This window comes from Pseudoalteromonas sp. MMG013 (genome assembly GCF_018100885.1).
GTDB lineage: Bacteria > Pseudomonadota > Gammaproteobacteria > Enterobacterales > Alteromonadaceae > Pseudoalteromonas > Pseudoalteromonas aurantia.
In genome coordinates, this window is the sequence record NZ_JAGJEE010000009.1 from 1 (window position 1) to 21965 (window position 21965).

8 protein-coding genes are annotated in these 21965 nt (G+C 40.5%); 3 read left to right on the plus strand and 5 right to left on the minus strand.

The genetic code is table 11. The features are described from left to right. From J8L98_RS10800 to J8L98_RS10820, 5 genes are all read right to left on the minus strand, one after another. On the minus strand, nucleotides 1-1446 hold a 1446-nt coding region (locus J8L98_RS10800), incomplete at its 3' end, for a condensation domain-containing protein (RefSeq protein ID WP_247682517.1). Between the two features lie 30 nt (nucleotides 1447-1476). Continuing rightward, nucleotides 1477-9144: a non-ribosomal peptide synthetase/type I polyketide synthase gene (locus J8L98_RS10805; RefSeq protein WP_210996412.1), complete on the minus strand. Its 7668-nt coding sequence runs from the start codon at nucleotides 9142-9144 to the stop codon at nucleotides 1477-1479. 428 nt (nucleotides 9145-9572) lie between these two features. Next, complete coding sequence (locus tag J8L98_RS10810; RefSeq protein WP_210996413.1) at nucleotides 9573-10703, minus strand: replication protein A; 1131 nt, start codon at nucleotides 10701-10703, stop codon at nucleotides 9573-9575. A gap of 71 nt (nucleotides 10704-10774) precedes the next feature. Continuing rightward, nucleotides 10775-11710 (minus strand): hypothetical protein, encoded by a 936-nt coding sequence (locus tag J8L98_RS10815; RefSeq protein ID WP_210996414.1) that lies wholly within the window; start codon nucleotides 11708-11710, stop codon nucleotides 10775-10777. Next, nucleotides 11710-12918 (minus strand): AAA family ATPase, encoded by a 1209-nt coding sequence (locus tag J8L98_RS10820; RefSeq protein ID WP_210996415.1) that lies wholly within the window; start codon nucleotides 12916-12918, stop codon nucleotides 11710-11712. Before J8L98_RS10820 ends, J8L98_RS10815 begins: the two co-directional genes overlap by 1 nt. A gap of 1376 nt (nucleotides 12919-14294) precedes the next feature. Here J8L98_RS10820 and J8L98_RS10825 point away from each other — a divergent pair. The 3 genes from J8L98_RS10825 to J8L98_RS10835 all read left to right on the plus strand — a co-directional run bounded on the left by J8L98_RS10825 (nucleotide 14295) and on the right by J8L98_RS10835 (nucleotide 21962). Next, complete coding sequence (locus J8L98_RS10825) at nucleotides 14295-15548, plus strand: cupin-like domain-containing protein (protein WP_210996416.1); 1254 nt, start codon at nucleotides 14295-14297, stop codon at nucleotides 15546-15548. 73 nt (nucleotides 15549-15621) lie between these two features. Continuing rightward, entirely contained in the window at nucleotides 15622-16407 is a 786-nt protein-coding gene (locus J8L98_RS10830; RefSeq protein ID WP_210996417.1) for a phytanoyl-CoA dioxygenase family protein, read from the plus strand. A 32-nt stretch (nucleotides 16408-16439) separates the two neighbouring features. Continuing rightward, complete coding sequence (locus J8L98_RS10835) at nucleotides 16440-21962, plus strand: type I polyketide synthase (protein WP_210996418.1); 5523 nt, start codon at nucleotides 16440-16442, stop codon at nucleotides 21960-21962. Nucleotides 21963-21965 lie beyond the last annotated feature (3 nt).

Here is a 21965-nt window from a genome sequence, read left to right on the forward strand (position 1 = left end):
GGTGTCTTTTTCTGTCTCAGTCAGCATTGGTAACGTATTGACCGCTTGCTCTGGCGTGTCCACAATGGAGTGTAAAAGCTGGACAAAGTGCTGCCCCATTCGCTCAATGGTGCTTGCTTTAAACAAATCACTGCAATATTCGATATTTAAGATGACCTTCCCATCACGAAGATAAACGAATAACAACAAGTCAAACTTACTTGTTTCATTATCGATTGTGATTTCTTCAAACGTAAGGCCATCGAGACTTACGCGATTGCTATCAATGATGTCTTGCATGACAAACATGACTTGAAATAGCGGTGAGTACGAAAGGCTTCTTGGGAGGTTGATTGTTTCCAAGAGCGTTTCAAATGGTAATGCCTGATGTGACATTGCCTCTAAGCTGGTGCGCTTTACGCAATCAAGTGCTTCATAAAAACTAGATGCTGCAGATAGCTGATCCCTTAACACCAAGGTATTTGCAAAAAAGCCTATTTGCTTAGCAAACTTAGTATCCTGCCGATTAGCAACCGCCGTACCAATAGAAATATCATATTGACCACTGTAACGGGATAGTAGTAATTTAAAAGCCGCCAGATAAGTCATAAATAATGACGCATTACGTGTTTTTGCCAACTCACTCACTTGTTCAGCCAAACCCGCATCTAAAACAAAGCGGTGCTTTTTGCCAGCAAAAGACTGCGTCGGAGGACGAGCAAAATCACAAGGCAATTCGATAAGGTGATTGCAACCTTCGAGTTTACACCGCCAATAATCTAAATCTATTTGTCGCTGTTCACTGAGTAAATACGACTGCTGGCTTTGTACATAACTATCGTACTGTGCAGGCAGCGGCTCTAAAGATACACTTGCGACTTTGACTTGTTGGCTGTATGCCTGAATAAAGTCACGTTTAAAGATGTCCATGGACCAGCCATCAAAAACCAGATGGTGAAAGTTCATCAATAAGATATGTTCTGTGCTACTGGTACATAATAGCTGTACACGATATAGCTTTTCTTTGTCTAACTTAAATACATGACGAGCTTCTCCCTTTAACCATGCGTTCACTTCGTGTGGAGCAAGGTTAACTAACGGAATATCAAAAAAGCTGGCATCGGTGACAACCTGATAAGGCTTTCCAGCTCTAACAGCCAGCTTCAGACGTAGCGCATCATGCTTTTTAACGACTTCATTAAAAGCAACAGAAACAGCTTTAAGATCAATGGTACCGGTAATTTTTATCGCCGCTGGTATATTGTAAGCTGCAAGGTTTTGTTCATCGAGCTGGCTTAGTGTCCATAACCGTTGTTGTGAAAAAGATAACGGGTACTCAGCAACAGACTCTTTCTCTGTAATTTGAACTTTATTCTTATTTTGCTTTGCACGGCCTTTTAAACGTTTTAGCAGTGCAAGTTGCTCCTCAGAGGAAAGACTGTCAAAATCAATTGTATTCTTATCCATTTTACATCCTGGCAAATAAATATCGGTGTGTTATTCAGCTTCCTCGGCAGACAAAAGCATGCTGTGTAGTAATACTTTACTTATGTTGGCAACCGTAGCTTGTTCAATAAATTCCTTCAGTGTCAAAGAAACCGCAAACTCTTCGTTGATTGCGCTGAGTACCTTCATGGCAGCGAGCGAATCCCCCCCTACAGAAAGAAACTCATCGTGGATACAAATATCCTCCACTCCAAGGAAAGCCTGCCACTGTGTAAGGAGCCATCGTTCCAACTCATTTCTCGGTGCAGTAAGCACTATTTTTTCTTCTTTATATTCAAAATGTTGTAGTAATGATTTGTAATCAATTTGCTTAAGCGTTTTTCGATCCAGCTTACCATTGTCGGTTATGGGTAATTCCGCAAGTTGAATAAAAAAGCTTGGGCGAGCTTGTGCCGGTAAGCGCTTATTGACCCGAGACCTGAGCGTCGATTTAGAAACGCTCTCGCCCGTATAATACGCTACCAAGGTATTTCCTTGATGTGCGTCATTAACAAGTACAACCACACAACTTTGCACACTGGGTTCTTCACTGATTAGCGATTCGATCTCACCAAGTTCTATTCTTACACCGTTAACCTTTACTTGGTCATCGATTCGGCCTAAATACTCAATTTGACCACTCACGTTAACTCTTGCTAGATCACCCGTTTTATACATTCTATTGCCTACTGAAGAGAATGGATCAGGCAAAAATAGCGTTGCGGTCAGATCTGGTTTGTGCCAATAACCGGTAGCAAGGTTTACACCCGCGATATACAACTCCCCCATGACACCAACTGGCACAGGCTTTAATTGCTCATCCAAAATATAGATTTGTGTGTTATCGATTGGCGTTCCTATCGGAACCATTTCTGCATTTTCAGAGAGTGTATTACAATCAAACATCGTGACATCAATAGCCGCTTCAGTTGGTCCATATAAGTTTTCCAACAGACTATTTGGACATAAGTCTTTAAACTGATTTACCAAGCTGACTGACAAAGCTTCACCGCTACAGAAAACCCTTTTCACCGTTTTCAATCCCTGAGGTTGTAATTGTAAAAATACGTTTAACATGGAAGGTACAAAGTGCATTAAGGTGACTGCGTGTTCTGCAATTATTTCAGCTAACTTTGACGGCTCTTTGTGAAGCCCCTGTGGCGTGATCACCATCGGCGCCCCTGTCAGTAATGGAAGGAATAATTCCCATACAGAAACGTCAAAGCCAATGGGGGTTTTAAATAAGATCCGATCCCCCTCGAATACATCATATTGTTGTTGCATCCAACATAAGCGGTTCAGCAGCGCGCCATGATTATTCACCACCCCTTTAGGCCTGCCTGTAGAACCTGACGTGTAAATAATGTAGGCTAAATCATGGTGACTTAAACTAACGTCGATGGCCGTTTGTGGCTGCTTATTAATCATAACACAGAGTTGTTCACTGGATATAAGTTGCACACCGCTACCAGCGAGCATATTGATATCATCGCATACAACAAGTTTCAGTTGTGCATCAGAGACTGTATACACCAAACGTTCTTGTGGGTAATCCGGTTCGAGTGGAACATAAATGGCGCCCGCCTTCGCTAGGCCCAAAATAGAAACAATCATATTTATGCTTCTATTTTGGAAGATACCTACCCTATCGCCTTTATCAATACCATTTTCTATCAACCAATGAGCAAACTGATTACTACGTATATCCAGCTCTCTCCTTGTGATGTGAGTATGTCCAAAGTATAACGCCGGGCTATCAGGTTTTTCCGCCAACTTTGTGCCAATCAAGTTTACAATCGTGAGGTCTTTAGGCAGCACCTTATTCACACCATTGAGACAACAGCTCTTCATATCATCACTATCTTCTTTGATAAGCAGCGCTTCAGAAACGGGGTGTTCAGGAGCCTTCAGTAAGCTTGATAATAAGTTCAAGAAGTTATTTGTTAAAGCACGAATCGTAGACTCTTTGAATAAAGACGTATTAAATTCTACTTGACCTGTCAGAACATCATTTTCTTCTTCAATAAACATGGTCAAGTCGAACTTAGATGAACCATTAGACAGGGTGTGCATTTGATACTGTAAGCTTTCGCCATGACGAGCTGGGGCAGGGTAGTTCTGCAATACCAACATGGTTTGAAAGAAAGGTAAAACACTGTTGCTACCAAGTTTTTCAACGATCATGTCAAAAGGTATGTCTTGGTGCGCATATGCTTGAGAAGCAGAGTGTCGAACGCTCGACAGCAAAGACAAAAAACTACTTGTTGAGTCGATTTGAGTGCGCAACGGCAATGTATTCACATATAATCCGACTGAATTACTTAACGCTTTGCTATGATGGCGGTTTGAGATTGGGCAACCGACGATTACATCTTGCTGTCCGCTGTACCTCGACAACAACAGTTTAAACGCTGCAAGCAAGACCATATACAAGGTTGCATCACCCTGCTGGGCCAACGATCTGAGTGATAAAGTGAGCTTTTCATCAAGCTCAAAGCGAATAAAGTCACCTTTAAACAAAGCTTTAGCTTGGCGTTTAAAGTCGGACGGTATGGTTGACGTTGACGGACTATCAGCCAGCTGTTCCAACCAATAAGGTAATTGTGATGTAAGCCATTTCGTTTCTACTTGCTCTTTTTGCCAAAGTGAAAAGTCAGCATACTGTACTATTTCGTGTTTAAACTGTATCGAACTACGGTCAGCACCCGCTATCAGCTGCGAATATATCTCAAGCAACTCACTTTGCACGTTCTTCGCCGACCAGGCATCAAAAATCATATGATGAAATACAAACACCCCAAAGCACAGTTCAGAAGATAAACGAACCAACTGTAAACGAAGTAGAGGTTCTTCATCTATCACAAAACGCTTTGTTGCCATCTGTGATTCTATCGAGGATAGCTCTTGTTTAGCCAGAGGTTCGGGTAAATGGCTCAAATCAATCACAGGCACATTAACCTGCAGTTGCGCTAACACTTGCTGCTCAGGCTCACCCTTTTGTATCACAATTTGCGTTCTCAAGATTTCATGACGTGCAACGATGATATTTAACACTTCTGTTAATTTATCGGTATCTAAACTGCCTGAAAACTCGATTCTCACTGGCATATTGAATAACGAAGTGTCTGTGACTTGCTCTTGAATCCACATCCTTTTTTGAGAATATGAAAGGGGTAGGGTTGATGGACGGTGACATAAAAAGTCAGGCTCACAAGCTTCCGATGCAGGCCCAACGAGCTCATAAGCAAGCTCATTAAGCTTGGAGTGTGCAAAAACCTTTGCAATCGGAACGTTGATGCCGTATTCACTTTTTAGCTGCGATACAACTTGCGATGCCAATACAGAATCACCACCCAAGGTAAAGAAGTCATCAAAACGACTAATTTGCGTGATCCCTAATAAACTCTGCCATATATCAGCTAAGATTTTTTCATGTTTACCATCTGGAGCAACATGTTCCTTAGCAACGTTGTCATTCAGCAGAGGTCTTGTTGTTGCCGGTTGCATCTTCTTGTGTTGAGACTTGGCAGATAGCATTCTCGAATGCCATTCTCTAGTTGAGACAAGCACTTGATTTAAATGCTTATTCGCAAAAACCCTATTTAAGACTTCAATCCCTTCTTTGTCAGTTATCCCAGAGGAAAGCTCAAGTGCTTTTTGCGCCTGAAACTTAGGATCTATATTCGTATTAGCGGCCATGCCCGACTGCTGCCAAGTATCCCAATTGATGGTGACAACATTTTCAAAGTACGTGCGCATTTGCTCAGCATAAGACTCCATAAATCTATTTGCTGCCGCATAGTCAGCTTGACCTACTCGCCCGACAAACGAAGCGATGGATGAATACAAGAACACAAATTCTGTGGTTTCTGGGTTCAGTAATTTAAATAAATTTACCGTACCTTGGACTTTAGACGCCACGACATCACGAATATCTTGTTCTGACTTTGCGATAAGGCGTGTCATACTGGCCATACCCGCAGCATGGAACACACCATTAACCTGCTTATAGGTAGCTATAATCTCAGCAAAAGCCTGTTGTAAGCTATCAAAATCAGATACATCGGCACGTAATATAGTAAGGCTCTTAACACTACGCTCTAACTGCAACAAACAGTCAACCTTGCTTCGCAGCTCGGGTGGTGTATCGGATTGGCTCACTATCGATTGCCAAAGCGTTCTGTCAGGCGCCCCAGAACGACTTATTAGGACAAGATTAATATCCTTACGGCTAGCTAACCATTTAGCTGTTGTTAGGCCCATCCCGCCCAACCCACCGATAACGACATACGTCCCATCAGTGCTCAAGTTAGGAATGGGATCCGCAACTGGCAATAACTTTATGGAATGGAAGTCTCTTTTCCACCATGTTGCGTTTTCATATTTAAACTGACCAGTTTGATAGTGCTTAAAGAGACAGTGCAATACCTTTTTTACATCGTCGAATATGGTTTCACTTGAAGCAATAGATACAGCACAGCTTTGCAACTGCTCAATTTCACTTTCAATACTTGCGAGTAGTGGGGCCATCAAGGCATTTTCTGGCGCCAGTTGAGACTTAACTTGATTCTCAATCTCATTGCTTAGAACCGTTAATTTAACGGGCAAGCTTTGTGCAACATCTTGTATTGCCTGAGCAAGATAAATAAGACCAAATAGATTTCGGTAAACTTTCGCTTCGCTATAAACTCGCTCAGACTGTGCTTTGAGGTCCCATGCCACCACAATGTGGCATGCTTGGTATTCGTTCAGCGTTCGCTTAAGTGATGAAAAAAGCTCCTTATAATGGCTCTTTTCATCAACACTCATTGCGTACCCATCTTCTAGTACAGTAAATTGCTTGCTATCACCGATAAAGATCACATCATTAGGCTTTTTAGAAAAGTGTGAAAACAGTTCCCCTAGTCGTTCTTTTTCACCGAATATCACCTTCAATTCATTAGATTGACTATGATTTGATGCAAAAACTTGCTCAGGAACTTGATGCCAACTCGGCAGATAAAACCACTCTTCTAATTGTGTTTTTTGTAAGTTTTGTGTTTGATTTGTTGGAGGGGCTATCCAATGATATTGTTTTTCAAAAGGATAAGTCGGCATATGAATTTTTCTAGGAGACAGTTCACGGTTCAGTTCAGACCAATTAAATTCAACACCAAAGCACCACACTTGACCTACAGTTTGCGTGAAGTATTCAAACGCATTAAGCTCTTGCGAAGGGTGTGGTAACGAACTGCATATTGCAGGTTCGCCATCAATAATTTGTCGCGTCATTTGCGCCAAAGTGTTACCTGGGCCCACTTCAAGAAAGATTTGATGCTCATCCAGCGCATTGAGTGTTTTCATACCTCTTTCAAACTGCACTGGCTCTCTTAACTGGCGCACCCAATAATCCACTGAGGTAGCTTCTTGATTTTTAATTAACTCCCCAGTAACACTCGACACATAAACTTTATCGGGTGCTGCTAAATCAACATGCTCAAACTCTTTGCTAAACTCTTCTAAAATATCATCCATCAAAGGACTGTGGAATGCATGTGAAGTCTTGAGTAACTGACTTTTTATCTGTTCACTGACGAGTTTTGACTGAAGTAAAGCAATATCTTCTTGCGGTCCAGCAACAACACATAACTTGGGAGCGTTATACGCTGCGATGACACAGTTTTCACCAAGCATGTCCGACAGTTCGTTAGCCGATAGTTTGACAGACAACATGCTTCCTTGTGGTGCCTTGTGCATAATGCGGCCACGAGCAGCAACAAGCTTAATCGCATTTTCCAAACTCATTACATTTGCCAAACACGCTAATACGTATTCACCAATACTGTGCCCAAGCCCATATGCCATACCAATACCAAGTGACTGCCATAATTTCGCTAAACTATATTCTATTGCGAAGATCGCCGGCTGGCTGAGCCAGGTTTGAGTTAATAGATCAACTCCCTTATCATCCTCAGCAGTGACAAACAGAGCATTTTTGAGTTCATGTTCAAGGAAAGGCGCAAACCCGCCACTTATTTTGTCCAACCAATAACGAAATGTTTCATTCTCATCATAAAGCGCTTTTGCCATGCCAAAATACTGGCTTCCCTGACCGGAGAATAACATTGCAACTTTAGGGTGTTTGTATGCCTTTTGTAACTGTGAGTCATTTGCAAGAATACTCGCCGCTGCTGATGCTGTTCTTGCACTGACAGCATAACGATATTCAAATCGTTCTCTTCCAGTTTGCAGGGTGTAACAACAATCTTCTAGTCTGTGCTGTGTTGAATCAAGAAATACTGAAAATGATGACTTCAGATTATCTAACGCTGTTGGTGTTTTAGCAGATAGGACTAATAAGGAGGGTTTATTTGTTTCTGGTAAACTGTCTCTACTAGGAGCTTCTTCCAATACAATATGTGCATTGCTTCCTCCAATACCAAAAGAACTGACTGAAGCCCGCCTGGGGCTTGTATCCACATTCCAATTGCTCAAATTCCTATTAACGAAAAAGGGGCTGTTCTGAAAGTCGATGTTTGGATTGGTATGCTCACAATGTAGGGTAGGGGGGAGTTGTTTATTTTCCAATGCTTTCACAACTTTAATGAACCCTGCAACCCCAGCTGCAGAAACTAAATGACCGATATTTGATTTAACACTCCCTAACGCACAAAACTGCTTTTTTTGTGTCGAGAAAGCATCATTTAACGCCGCTATTTCAATGGGGTCGCCTGTTTTAGTTCCTGTTCCATGAGCCTCTATGTAGCCGATCGTTTCAGCTTCAACCTCTGCCATCGCAAGGGCCTCGGATATAACCCGACTTTGACCATTTAAACTTGGTGCCGTAAAACCAACCTTATCAGAACCATCATTATTGGTTGCAAACCCTCTAATAACGGCCATTATGGCATCGCCATCTTCCATGGCTTCGTGCAAACGCTTTAATAAAACAACACCGGCACCATTTCCAAAAACTGTACCATCAGCATTCGCCCCAAACGCATGACACTGTCCTTGTTTAGAAAAGATACCGCCTTCTTTGAATAAATACCCTTGCTCTTGTGGCGTATCAATACGAACACCGCCAGCAAGTGCAATATCACACTCATACGTAAGTAGGCTCTTGCATGCTTCAACAATCGCGACTAAAGAGGAAGAACAAGCTGTATTCACAGAAATACTTGGACCCGTTAAATTCAGCTTATAAGAAACCGATGTTGCCAAGTAGTCTTTATCATTACCGTAAGCTACCGCAGCCTCACCAATAGAAGAGAAAACGTCATCATTTTTCCATAGGTTATTCAATAAGTAGCTACTAATAGCGGTGCTACCAAAGACCCCCACTGAATTAGTTGAATCAATGCCCCTGTAGCCACCTTGCTCTAACGCTTCATAACAGCATTTTAAGAACATCCGTTGCTGTGGATCCGTTACATCTGCTTCTCGTGGCGTGAATTGGAAAAAGTTTGCGTCAAAAAATTCCACATCATCAACAAAACTGCCGACTTGAACATAGTCATTTTGTTTCAAAATGGCTTCAGGTATGGATGACTTTGCTTCTTCACTCAATCCTCTGATTGATTCCAAGCCAGTAACGATATTTTCCCAATATTTTGATGCTGTAGCAGCATCTGGAAAACGGCAGGTAGTCGCAATAACCGCAATTCCGTTTTCTGGTAAGTCCTTATTTTCTATCGACATCGGAGTATGTTTCTTTGTTATTTTTCGTTTATTTTGGAGAGTTTAACTTCAACCGAGTGTAACATTTCTAAATCATATAACAACAATTTTATAATATTAATGACACAATGTTTCTTATAGGTAACAGCATTGTATTTATAAAAATAAGTATAATAATATTAGATAGTTAAATTGTTATTATGTAATCAGCAAGATCGAACAGAAAAAAGGCGTGGCAAGCGTTTCAGGAAATACAGCAATTAACTGTCATCAAAATTAGTCAATAATATAGTGTTCGTATATTACTCAATACACAGTATCTTTTGCGATATGTTTCATGATAGGTATTTGGGAAAAGCATGTATTCCTACTCACCTAAAACTCCTTTTTATGGTAAGAATAAGTTAAACTGTCGGGCGCTCGACACCCACTCGTATATGCTTGGTGGATTATTTGATTAGGTCTTTCATTTCCTCTTCGTTTACTGATTTTAGCTCTATGGCTTTTGCTTGTTTATTTAGACCTATAACTTCCTCAGTAAAACGTTGGCTTGGATAAATGGTGTACTTATAGTCAATAATTACATCATTCTCATCCTTCCTATTTTCAACGTCATAGCCGGCAATAATATCTGCCTCGATAAAATCTCTCATAGTCTGTGTCATATCACGTCGAATAGCGACTAAGCGACCATTTTCAATTTTTTTACTCTCAATGGATCCAAATCTAACCATTTGGTCTACCAACATAAAGTGATAACTTTTTCCTGTCGCAGCATAACGGAACATAGTATAAAGCCTTACTGCCAGCCATCGCGATAATGATCTACTGAAACTCTGTGTTCGTTCAAATAGATAACCTCTATACTCAACATTTTCGATTTTAGACGCCACGATGCTGTTAAGCACAGCAATACATTTCACACTTGTTCTGCCCCGTTCACCGCTGAAATGCACGGCATCTAAGTAGTTCGTTGTTGTATCAAAATGTTCAACTTCACCCGTTTTAGGGTCAATCACATCCAAAACAATACGCAGACTTGCGAGCTTTAATATCTGTAATGATTCTTTCAGGTCAGGTAAGTTGAGAGTCTGATTGACCGACTTCATCTCATTTTGAAGTTCTTTCAAAGAAAATGCGACAGCGTAACGCTCCCCCATTTTTCCGTTAATCGCTATAATATTACCTTTTGATGCTAAACGTATCAGCGCTCGCTCAACTTTCTCTTCTCGATCAGAAGGGTAGGCAATGTAATCAATATCTTTTTTGCTAATAATGGCTGGCGTAATTTCTATGCGGCCTTGATACTCTTTGCCTTGGATTTTGTCTGATACTTTTCTTTTGGTAACCGCTTTGTCAGCTTCAGAAAGCAGGGAAGGGCGCCTTTTTTCTCTCACAAAACGGGACCAAAGGTCATAATTCTGAAAAGTGTTCGAAACAACGAGCCCCGATTTTTCACCCATCGCCCCTGTATCAACAAAGCGCGATAATTGAAAAACCTCATCTGCATTTTGGATATCTCTCACCTGCTCACGAAAGCTTTTCGGTAAGTTACCAACATTTACAGTTTTATGGTTCATAGGAATACATACCTCCAATACTGGGGTCAGGGCTACTTTTCCATTCAATTACAGGCTGAGCAGCGGTCATGTTAACTCAACTCATTCTTTAGTAAGTCCGCAACTTTTGTTATTGTCTCCTCAGGTGTATCTTCTGAGAAAGTAATGCTTAAGCGGCCTTTTGAGTCTAATTTTGTTGAGATTTGTTTAAAATTAAATTTAGGTTCCCAAGGGTTTTTTGGCTTAACCTGTTTTGGTTTAAGTTCTGCAAGTAGCATTTGCTCTATCTTTTTTGATAGAACAGCATAGTCACGCTCATTGTCCTGAAATTTGTACGCTACAATGTCTGCTTCAAATTTAGCTTTAACATTCTGAGCAGCTAACTCCAACTTTTCTTTTGGAGCATTTAGCGCAGTTAATTCCTTAACGAATCTAAACGTAATATGTTGATATGCAGGGAAAAGTTCCCAAAGTGCTTTCGGCAACTTGGAAATCCTTTGTGCCATGTTCGCGGTATCTTTACTAACCTTAAAAATATCACCAAGTACGCGTGAACTAAGTTTTGAAAACTCTTGATTGGTAGATATTGTCAACCCTATATCGACAAATGAGGGGGCAACATAAACATCAGAAAATTGAGCAAGATATTTTTCATCTACTTCTTCTAAGTGTGCAGCTCTGTAACCGATTAACAGCGCGTTTTCTATTTGCTTTACAGCAAAAACGCGCCGTAAACCCACTACGACTTTGTAATTATCTCTAGAGCCTACAGTATAAATATGATAAGTGTTGCGCTTAGCATCTTGAATTGACGGCAATATGTCTTGTATTGCAGGTAGTTTCAGATCATCATAGCGACGAGGATTAAACTTCGACTGCTTAACGTTGTCAGGAATATCGCTGGAGTTTATTTCGAACGGATAGAAACGGACTCTATTACCTGATGGAAATAACTTTTCTATCGAGCCATCAGCTAGTTTTGATTCAGGTAATACGTTTTCCATTCTGGCTTTTATCTTAAGTGCCATTATTTCATTTTCTCCAAATCTCTTTCTACTTGATAGAAAAGGGCTGATGCAAGATTTTTCACGGCATCAGCAGCTGATTTTAAGCTTACTTTAGAACCATCGTAATCTTTGCCTTGAATGGTCAAAACGGTTTCGTATGATTGTCCAACCTTATTGAAAGCTTCTGAGCTAGGTAGACTTTCAGAGAGCATATCATCTAGAGTTTTAACATAATGTCTTTGTGAAGTTCTGTGTTCTTCTTTGGAGGGGATAAACTTTGTCAAAAAGCCATAAAACCCGATTATATTCATTTGAGAACCATTTGTTTCTATTTCTTTAATCATTGAAGGCAAACGCTCAAGAAACTTCAATGTTGAGTGCATATCAACATGTGCCGGTGGGGCAGGCATGATCAGGAAGTGACTGGCTACAAATGAGTTCATTAACAGTGGATCTAGATGAGGACCTGTGTCTAAAAAAATAAAGTCAAAATCATGCTTTATTTTTTCAATCAGATTTGTTTTTAATAAGTCATAAACAGGTGTATTGCAACCTTCTGACTTTAACTCTTCATAAATATTCATCCACGAACTTGCTACAAACCCATCTTCAATGGATGCAGGCATGAGTTTAACACCAGGTACATTTGAGTTAACAAAACCTTTTTCTAAGATTTCTTCTTTGCTTAAGTGAGGGTTAACACAAATTTGTGCTGCAGTGTAGTCAAAACTGTTTACGGTATAATGGTGATTTAAAAACATAGTTGCAGAACCTTGAGGGTCCATATCAATTACAGCAATTCTTAGATCTTCTTTTACTAAATCAGGTGTGAGCCTGAAACCTTGTGCAATTGAAACAGTAGAGACTGTTTTAGTTACCCCTCCTTTTAAAGAATTAACAAAAATGACGGTGGCATCATCATGTTTATCCCGCCATTTTTTTTCCCCTTTTTTTTCATATATTTTTATGATGTCTTCGATTGATAGATTGTAAACCTCTATTGAGCCATGTATTTTTCTTTGTAGCTCAGTGCCTTCAGCCTCTAATTCAGCAATATATTTATCAACACTTGTTCTAGATAGTTTTTGAAATTGCTTGTAAACAGCTGCTTTGGTGTAGGTAGGCAACCTTTTGAAATCAATTTCAGCTTTTAAAGTATCAATGTCTTCGCTTAATTCTCTTAAAGAGGTTCTTGCTCTGAGGGCCATCGCATCGAAGTCAACCGCCATTATTATTGTTTCCTGTTAGAATCTATAAAAACTATATTATTTCAAAAAAGCATGGTTTTCAATACAAATGTAAAAAAAGGATGCATTTACATAAAATCATAGCATGAACCACATAAACTTTGCTTTAGCATTAAGTTGGTTGATTAATCATGATTGAGATGCTTTCTCTAAGGTACTAAAGACTAAATTAGTTTGGTTAAATATATAGGTAATAAGATTAGAACTCTGAAATTATAAATTAACTCATTGAATTTAATTAAGTTTAAAACATTTTACAGATCGGTTTTACACTACATGTAGATCAAAATTACACTACTTTACAGATCGGTTTTGCACCATTATTTTAAATTACCTCTTAGCTTATACACACCTTATGCACAGCGCTATTCACAGTTGGGTGGGGTTAGATCAATATTGCACCATTAAAATATGAAAATCTATCCCCAGAAAGTGTCTACTTTTTCGTGAATTAATGGTGTAGATCGGATCTCCACTCTATAAAGATCAGATCTACACCATTCTGATCTTGCTTTATTCACAGTCACTTAAGGTGTCTCAGATCAATATTGCACCAACTAAGCCTTTCTTGTTCTAAGTGGTGCAATATTGATCTGGAAGTTCTCATCGCAGAAATTGATAAACTAGGGTATATATTATTTATTTTTATAAGTTATTGATCTTTAATAACATCCAATATTTCAGCTATGAATGTCTATTTCTCTTTATTTTAAAAGTGGCATGCTTTGCTCCCTTGAGCCTTGGTTTCAGGTGTGTTTTTGGCCTTGTTTTTGAGGTCAGGTCAAAATTACACTATTTTATTGGCTGAAATATGGGGCTGCCTTATTCGTATAGATGCTTTTCAGAACAGAGTTACACCATTTAAATGAGCGGGAATTGCGACCCTTCTTATTATTGCATATTCCGCTAAATAAAGAGCCTCTCCCCATCTTAAATGAATCGGTATATCGAAACAAAACTGCTTATTACTACTGAAATAGACTCGTTGCGCTGACTTTAGATGATTTTTGAAGTGTTTGTAAAATGTTAATTGTATATTATTTTGTTATCATTTTTGAAATTATTCCGTTTGTATTTTAGGCGTTGATTGTGTTTATTTTAACCAATTTGGACTGTGAGCTTTTTGTTGTTATTTTGTTCTTTATCTACATTTTTATATTTTTTATGTTTTTATTTATATATTTACGTAGAAATTCTGCGCTTTTGTGTGATAGCTTTATATAGACAGCTTGTAAATATTGCTTTTGTTTTGTTTATTTTTGGTGTCTATCGGTTTTAATTTTGGTATCTCGCTTTTGGTGGGCTGCCGTTTGGTTTTGTGGTCTTTTTGAAGTTGTTGTAAAGGGAATGTGTGAAGTATGGTTGGTGAGATAAATCGAATTGATTTCAATACTCCAGGTATAGAAAAAATAGTTAGGGAGAATCTAAATAATAGCGTTCCTTTTATAATTACAAACGCTTTAAATGAACTGCCTACTTGGGACGTTGACTATCTTGAATCCAAACTGGGTGATTTTCCATGTAATGTGAGATATTACGGGAAGAAAAAGTTTAGCGGTAGCAAAAGTGATTGGCAGCTCTACATTAAGTCAATGCAAGCGACAACCTTTGCTGAATATGCCGAGCAGTTACGTTCTGGCACTGCATTTCAAAATCGTATTTACTACGCTCAGCAAGAAATAGATGATACTGATCTTGAAATTGAGCCGATGGAAAATATTATCAGTCGTTTCGGATTAAAGAAAAAGAGTGGGTTCAATATTTGGTGTGGACCTAATGGGCACCGTGAGCCTTTGCATTATGATCATGCTGATGGGTTTTTATTCCAGTTACACGGTAATAAGAGAGTTAGACTTTTTCCTTATTCACAAACCAAGAATCTTTATCCATTTCCCTCAAATGTTACCGTCGGTTGGTGGTTTAGTCAGGTTGACTTAGATAACCCTGATTTCAATCGCTTTCCTAATGTGTATAAAGCATACGAGCACATGCTTGAATTTATTCTCGAAGAAAAGGAAATTCTTGTACTCCCATGGGGTTGGTGGCATGAGAATGAAAGTCGTGGCGAAAAAATGACATGTTCGGTCAATCAGTTTTTTTATAGTCGCCCTTGGTGGCGTTCTACAGCTTTATCCCCAAGACCTTTAGTGATTACTGGCGAAGAAAAATGGCGAGATATAAAAACTAGACTTGGTGTGCGCACTAACGCATATTCTAAAAATTTTACCATTAATAAAAATGCACAGTTGGTGCAGGAAGCTTTGCTAGACAAGCACGCAATTACTTTGTGGTACAACAAAGATATCTCCTGGCCAAGTGACGATAAATTTGTGATGCAAGTCAATCGGAATCAAATCGACGTCAATATTCGTCAAGAGAGCGCCAATAAAATTTGTTGGGAATTAGGTGGACACCCGTCTGGGTTTGCATCAGGAAGAATTGTTTACGAAATCACGCCTACATTATTACCTGATTATATCAATATTAAAGCAACACAATTTGATGTTACACCAGCAGCAACCAAGCATTTGAAGGGCATGCTTAATCACTCATTAATTAGTTTAAAAGACTATGTAGAAGTGAATGAAGGCGACCCCTTCTTAGCTTGTTAAATCGTAGTCGTAAGTCCCTTTTTGGAAGATAACAACAAAAATAACTGGCATAAAATGCCAGAAAGGATTGTAAATGAGTTCAGACATGAACCTCGCTAGGGAGCTATATCAATCGCGAGGATTTTGGATTGCTCCTAAACTGCTCGGTCAAGCACAGTTGGCTACATTACATGAAGCCATGGATGATGTCATGGATGGCTTCTACGACAGAGGTATTGAGCCTATTGATACGGCTGGTCAGTCGTATGACCCTCGCGACACAATACGAGATATCAATCAGGTTCATTTAGCAAATCAGGCGATACATGACTTAGTTACAAGTACCGATTTGGCTGCCATGCTTGCTGAGGTATTGGGCGCAAAAGCTTTACAAATTTGGGGCACACAGTTGTTCCATAAACCTGCTGCATTATCACGAAAATGTAATATCGGTTGGCATCAAGATTATTTCTTTCATAAGAAATATTTTGAGCCTGAAAGTGAGATATTTACAGTTTGGATAGCGATTTCAGACGTATTGGAAAATTCTGGTCCTGTACAAATGGTGCCTGGCTCTCATAAGTGGGGATTTTATGATATTCAGTCTTCACCAAAAGAGTACATACTTGAACAGCTAGGCAAAGAGCAGCAAGCACTGTGGCAAGAGCTTCCTGTGTTATTGCCTGCTGGTTGTTTTAGCGTACATCATAGCCTTACTTTTCATGGTAGCTATTCTAATTTGTCCGATATACCGCGTCGCTCTATAGCAATACGGTTCAGGACAGAAAAATCTAAGCCGACCAGCGGTTCTATGGTCGATCTAAGTGATCTCCAATCATACCCAATAGTACTGGGTATTCCCGAAGACTTTGAGTTTTAAGCTGCAACAATAAAATTATTTACGGAAGAAGTATGGATAGTTCAAATCACCTTTCTAGCATTGCCATTGTTGGTATGTCAGGCGCATTTCCTGGTGCTCGAGATATTTCCGATTTCTGGAAAAACATTATTAATCAAGTTGAGTCCGTTACCATCTTAGATGAAGAGCAGGCATTGCAGGTTGGGATTGATCAGGACACTTTAAAAAGCCAAAACTTTGTGCCTGTTTCTAATAGATTACAAGATATAGAGTACTTTGATGCTGAGTTTTTTGGCTACTCGCCAAAAGAAGCCAGTATTATGGATCCACAGCAGCGCTTATTATTAGAACATGCTCATTTGGCTTTAGAAGATGCAGGTTATTGTCCTGAAAAAACGGACTCTAAAATTGGTATCTACGCAGGTATCGGATTTAGTACTTATCTACTCAATCATGTATTTAAAAACCAAGAAGCCTGCATGGCTGTTAATCCAATGCAAATTATGATCGCAAATGATAAGGATTATGCAGCAACCCGTGTTGCATATAAGCTTGGTCTGACAGGGCCTGGTGTAAACCTTGGCACTGCATGCTCCACTTCATTGGTTGCAATTCATTTAGCAAGCAGAAGCTTGCTGAGCTATGAAGCTGATATGGTACTGGCTGGAGGCGTAAAAGTTGATTTATTATATCAATATGGCCAGCACCACACAGCCGGCGGTATTTTCTCTTCAGATGGGCACACTCGAGCGTTCGATGCGAAAGCGGATGGCACGACATTCGGTGATGGTGCGGGCATGGTTGTGCTGAAGCGATTACAAGATGCGGTAGATGATGGAGACCATATTTATGCTGTGATACGTGGCTCGGCTATCAATAATGATGGACACGATAAAATAGGCTATACGGCGCCAAGCATTACAAGCCAAGCTGAAGTGATTTCAATGGCTCAAGCTATTGCGGATGTACCACCAAATGAAATCGGTTATGTTGAGGCGCATGGCACAGGGACTCCATTAGGCGATCCCATTGAAGTTGCAGCTTTGACACGAGCATTTCGTGAAGGCACGGATGATAAACAATTTTGCGCTATCGGATCAGTAAAAACCAATGTAGGTCACTTGGATGTTGCATCGGGTGTTGCCGGTTTCATCAAAGCGGTTAAGTCAGTTAAAGAAGCTAAGTTGCCTGCATCATTGCATTTTGAGTCACCTAATCCAGAGATCCATTTTGATTCAAGCCCATTTTATGTCAATACGCAGCTAACGCCGTGGCCATCAAGCTTTGCTAAAAGAGTTGCTGGTGTGAGTTCTTTCGGTGTTGGAGGTACCAACGCTCATATGGTCATTGAGCAAGCGCCAACTCGCAAAAATAGTATCGTGTTGCGAGAATACTCTGCTTTGCAATTGTCAGCAAAAAATGCGGATAGTTTAGCAAGTTCAGCACTTAACCTAGCAAATCACTTAGAGTGTAACCCCACTCTGAATTTGGCCGATGTTGCTTACACACTCAGAGTTGGGAGGCAAGATCATGGATTACGTCAATCGGTTACAGGTTCACATCCACAGCATATAATTGAACAGCTTCGAGCACTTGCAAACAGCAAAAAATATATAACGGTCGACTCGGATAAAAAATATTCTGTGTGTTTTATGTTCTCAGGGCAAGGTACTCAATATATTGAAATGGCTAAAGAGCTATTTAGTCAAGAGCGGGTGTTTAGAGAAGAGTTTGAAGCTTGTTCGGCACGCTTTCAAACGCACTTATCAGCGAGTTTAGTAGATGTTATTTTTGATAACTCACCACTGAGTCAGGAGCTTGATCAGACTTGGTTGGCACAACCGGCGATCTTTTGTGTTGAGTATGCACTGGCAAAGTTATTAATGTCGTTTGGTATTACGCCAAAAGCGATGATCGGGCATAGCTTAGGGGAGTATGTCGCAGCGTGCTTGGCTGGTGTGTTTTCATTGCAAGACGCGACATATTTAGTAGCAACTCGAGGTCGAGTGATGCAAAAGCAAACACCTGGCTCTATGTTAGCGGTCGCGCTAAGCGAACAAGAACTGATATCTTCACTTGATGAGCATATCGATATTGCAGCAATAAATGGCGCTCAGCAATGTGTGGTTTCAGGACCTAGTGACGCGATAGCGACGTTTACCCAGAAAATGTCAGAGCAAAATGTGCGCACCAGTTCATTGGTTACCTCACATGCATTCCACAGTGCAATGATGACCCCTGCGATGGAAGAGTTTGCTGACGCGTTGAATAACGTCACTTTTAATGCACCGAGTATTCGTATTATTTCTAATCTTACGGGCAGCTGGGTCAACGCACAAAAAATACAAACGCCACAGTACTGGCTAGATCATATTCGCGAACCCGTTAGATTCTTTGGTGGATTGCAACAGTTGGCGAAAATTTCAAACTGTATTTTGCTTGAAGTTGGTCCTGGCGCGGTGTTGACTAAGCTTGCACGTAGAGGCTTGGCAAACAAAGTGCCTGTTATTGATACGCTGCCGTCTAAAGGTGATGTAAAAAGCGCGTCGCACGCTGTGAGTGAAGCGCTCGCTAAGCTGTGGGAAAATGGCTTACATATTGACTGGCATGCATATTATAGTGATGAGAAGTTACAACGTGTTAGTTTGCCTGGATATGCATTTTCGAAACAAAAATTCTGGATAGAGGCGACAGATACAAGTAACTTTACGAGTAAAATGACTCAAAGTGCGTTGCATAAATGCACTGATCCGGCTGATTGGTTTTATGTGCCAGTGTGGCAGCAAAGCATAGTTAGTAATACCACTAATTCATGGGCAGAGCTTGGCCCTATACTGTTTCTTGCTGATGATCATGGGCAAGCTATGCGTGTGTATCAACATTCCGAACACCCGATTGTAGTAACATCAGGCAATGAGTTTAAAAAGCTTGGACACTTGCAGTATTCAGTAAACCCCGCAGATCGTGACAGTTTCAACCGCTTAGCTGAAGAATTAAACGGCTTACAGTTAGTGCCTAAAGCCATGGTAAATTTCTGGCCATTAAATGTGATTGAAAATAATGCTCAGTCATTTGCTGATGATAGAAAATATGCCTACGACGGCTTAGTGAATGTGTGTTTAGCGCTCGGTACTTTTCCTCTTTCAGGTAAATTACCGGTATTAAGTGTTACGCAAGGTGCATTCAATGTTTTTGGTGAAGACATTGTCTCACCTGTTGCGACAATGGTGCCTGCATTGACAACTGTTCTCAATCAGGAATTACCTCATTTGGATTGTAAGGTCGTTGATTTTGATAAGGTTCGCGACTTGGAGGAAACTTCTCTTGGTCAAATATTATGTACAGAACTGTCCTTGAATCTTGAAAATAAGGTGTCAACTTACCGACAAAACCAACGTTGGTGTAAGTCTTATCAACATTACTTAGGGCCTATAAGTGACACACCGAACACACTAGAGAGCGACAGTGTTATCGTGATCACTGGGGGATTGGGTAATGTAGGCTTTGTTTTAGCTCAAACTCTGGCTAAACAAGCTCGTGTTACGATTCACTTTATTGGTCGCTCTGAGTTAGCGCCACCTCAGCAATGGAATGAGTTGAGAGAGTCATCTGAGTGCGATGCCCTGTTGCAGAAAAAGCTGGAGAAGATTCATATACTAGAACAGCTTGGCGCACGAGTACATTACCATGCTGCTGATGTGTCAGATCTGACACAGTTAACACATGCTTTTGATCAAGCTATCGAAGTATCTGGCAAGGTAACGGGGATTATTCATGGTGCTGGTCATTATGCCTTTGCCACTATAGATGCACTGACCGCACAAGATGTTAATGCCTCGTTCTTACCTAAGGCTCAAGGGGTGCACAACCTCGCAAAAGTCTACGAAAAATTAAAGCCCGAATTTTGTCTGTTGCTCTCATCTATCTCTTCTGTATTAGGTGGGCTTGGCTATGCACCGTATGCTGCAAGTAATGCTTACTTGGACGGCTTTTGTGAAACAATGCGCCACAAAGGTCATCAAGGTTGGACAACTTTAAACTGGGATGCTTGGAAGTTAGACCAGCAAGCTCAAGAAGATAAATCTGGTTTGATGAAAATGGCGATCGAAGCTGAAGAAGGAGAGCATGCTTTTGAATTGGCGCTCGCCTATAAACAGCAAAAACAGCTCATTATCTCAACAGCAGACTTGAATGCACGAGTGATGCAATGGACTTATTCAGACACCGATACTGCGCGTGACAGCAACACAGATACAGCGTCTTTACAAACCATATCAGATGACCCAATTATGCAGAAACTTTATGGTATTTGGGTGAAGTTGTTTGGTATGGATGCTATTTCACTTGATGATGACTTTTTTGAGTTAGGTGGAGATTCATTGCTTGGTATGAATTTTGTTAGTGAATTTCAGCGCGAGTTCGGTGTGAACATTTATGTTAGAGCCATCTTTGAAGCACCAACGATTAGTACGCAAGCAGCGTATGTCCATCAACAATACCCGGAGCTTACCGCTAAGATACTGGGGCAAAGTACATCCTTGTCAACGCACAAGAAGCCGTTATCTTGGCAAAACTATATGGCATATGTCGAACGTTTTAATGGGGCTAACCAAGACCTACCTGTGTTACAAAATCTACAAAGAAAACAGGTCTTTATTCTTAGTCCACCGCGAGCTGGTTCGACCTTACTGCGGGTTATGATGGCTGCAAATAGTCACTTATGTGCGCCACCAGAACTGGAGCTGTTGTGTTTTAAAGATTTAGCCGCAAGACAAAGCGCATTTAGTGGTAATGATCAGTATAGGAACAATGGTTTACTTAGTTTAATCAAGTATGTATATGATTGCGAAGATCAATTTGCAGATGATGTCATGGCGAAGTATTTGTCAGGCAATAGCATTGAATCTGTCTATGCGGATATTTCTAATAAACTTGGTGAGCGAATTTTGGTCGATAAGTCACCTGTTTATTCGCACAGTATTGATGTTCTTCGTCGAGCTGAGTTGATGTTTGAGGGGGCTGTTTTTATTAATCTACAAAGACATCCTTGTGGCATGATCCAGTCACATAAAAAAGCGCGATTGGACCTACTTTCCGAAGGTGTTGGCGTGCCTGCTGAGGATTTAGCAGAGGTTCAGTGGAATCTCGCCACTCGGACTATCGAATTATTTTTGGAAGAGATCCCAAAAAGCCGTCAATGGAACATTAAATTTGAGGACCTTATCGCGACGCCGAACGAAGAGTTAAGGGCGTTATGCGAGTTCCTAAATGTCCCTTATGAGGAAGCCATGCTTGAACCATACTCGGGTTCATCCAACTTAATGACCTCTCCAGAGATTTTAGTCGGTGATCCGAATTTCCATCGTCATTCTGGTATTTCCACGGATGTTGCGCAAAAGTGGCGTGATGACATGTCCGTTAATGATTTAGCTGACTTTACACGCGAGTTTGCCGCGTCGATAGGTTATGAAATGCAGGAAAGTGTGCCACAACAGCCAGTATCCGAGACTGCAATCGATGACTTGGAAGGTCTTAGTGATCAAGAACTTGATGCTTTACTAAATCAATTAAGTTAATAG

What these genes read in the sequence shown, in the direction of transcription:
- J8L98_RS10805 (WP_210996412.1), bottom strand. Translation starts at nt 9,144, where the DNA reads ATGTCGATAGAAAATAAGGACTTACCAGAAAACGGAATTGCGGTTATT.
- J8L98_RS10810 (WP_210996413.1), bottom strand. Translation starts at nt 10,703, where the DNA reads ATGAACCATAAAACTGTAAATGTTGGTAACTTACCGAAAAGCTTTCGT.
- J8L98_RS10815 (WP_210996414.1), bottom strand. Translation starts at nt 11,710, where the DNA reads ATGGCACTTAAGATAAAAGCCAGAATGGAAAACGTATTACCTGAATCA.
- J8L98_RS10820 (WP_210996415.1), bottom strand. Translation starts at nt 12,918, where the DNA reads ATGGCGGTTGACTTCGATGCGATGGCCCTCAGAGCAAGAACCTCTTTA.
- J8L98_RS10825 (WP_210996416.1), top strand. Translation starts at nt 14,295, where the DNA reads ATGGTTGGTGAGATAAATCGAATTGATTTCAATACTCCAGGTATAGAA.
- J8L98_RS10830 (WP_210996417.1), top strand. Translation starts at nt 15,622, where the DNA reads ATGAGTTCAGACATGAACCTCGCTAGGGAGCTATATCAATCGCGAGGA.
- J8L98_RS10835 (WP_210996418.1), top strand. Translation starts at nt 16,440, where the DNA reads ATGGATAGTTCAAATCACCTTTCTAGCATTGCCATTGTTGGTATGTCA.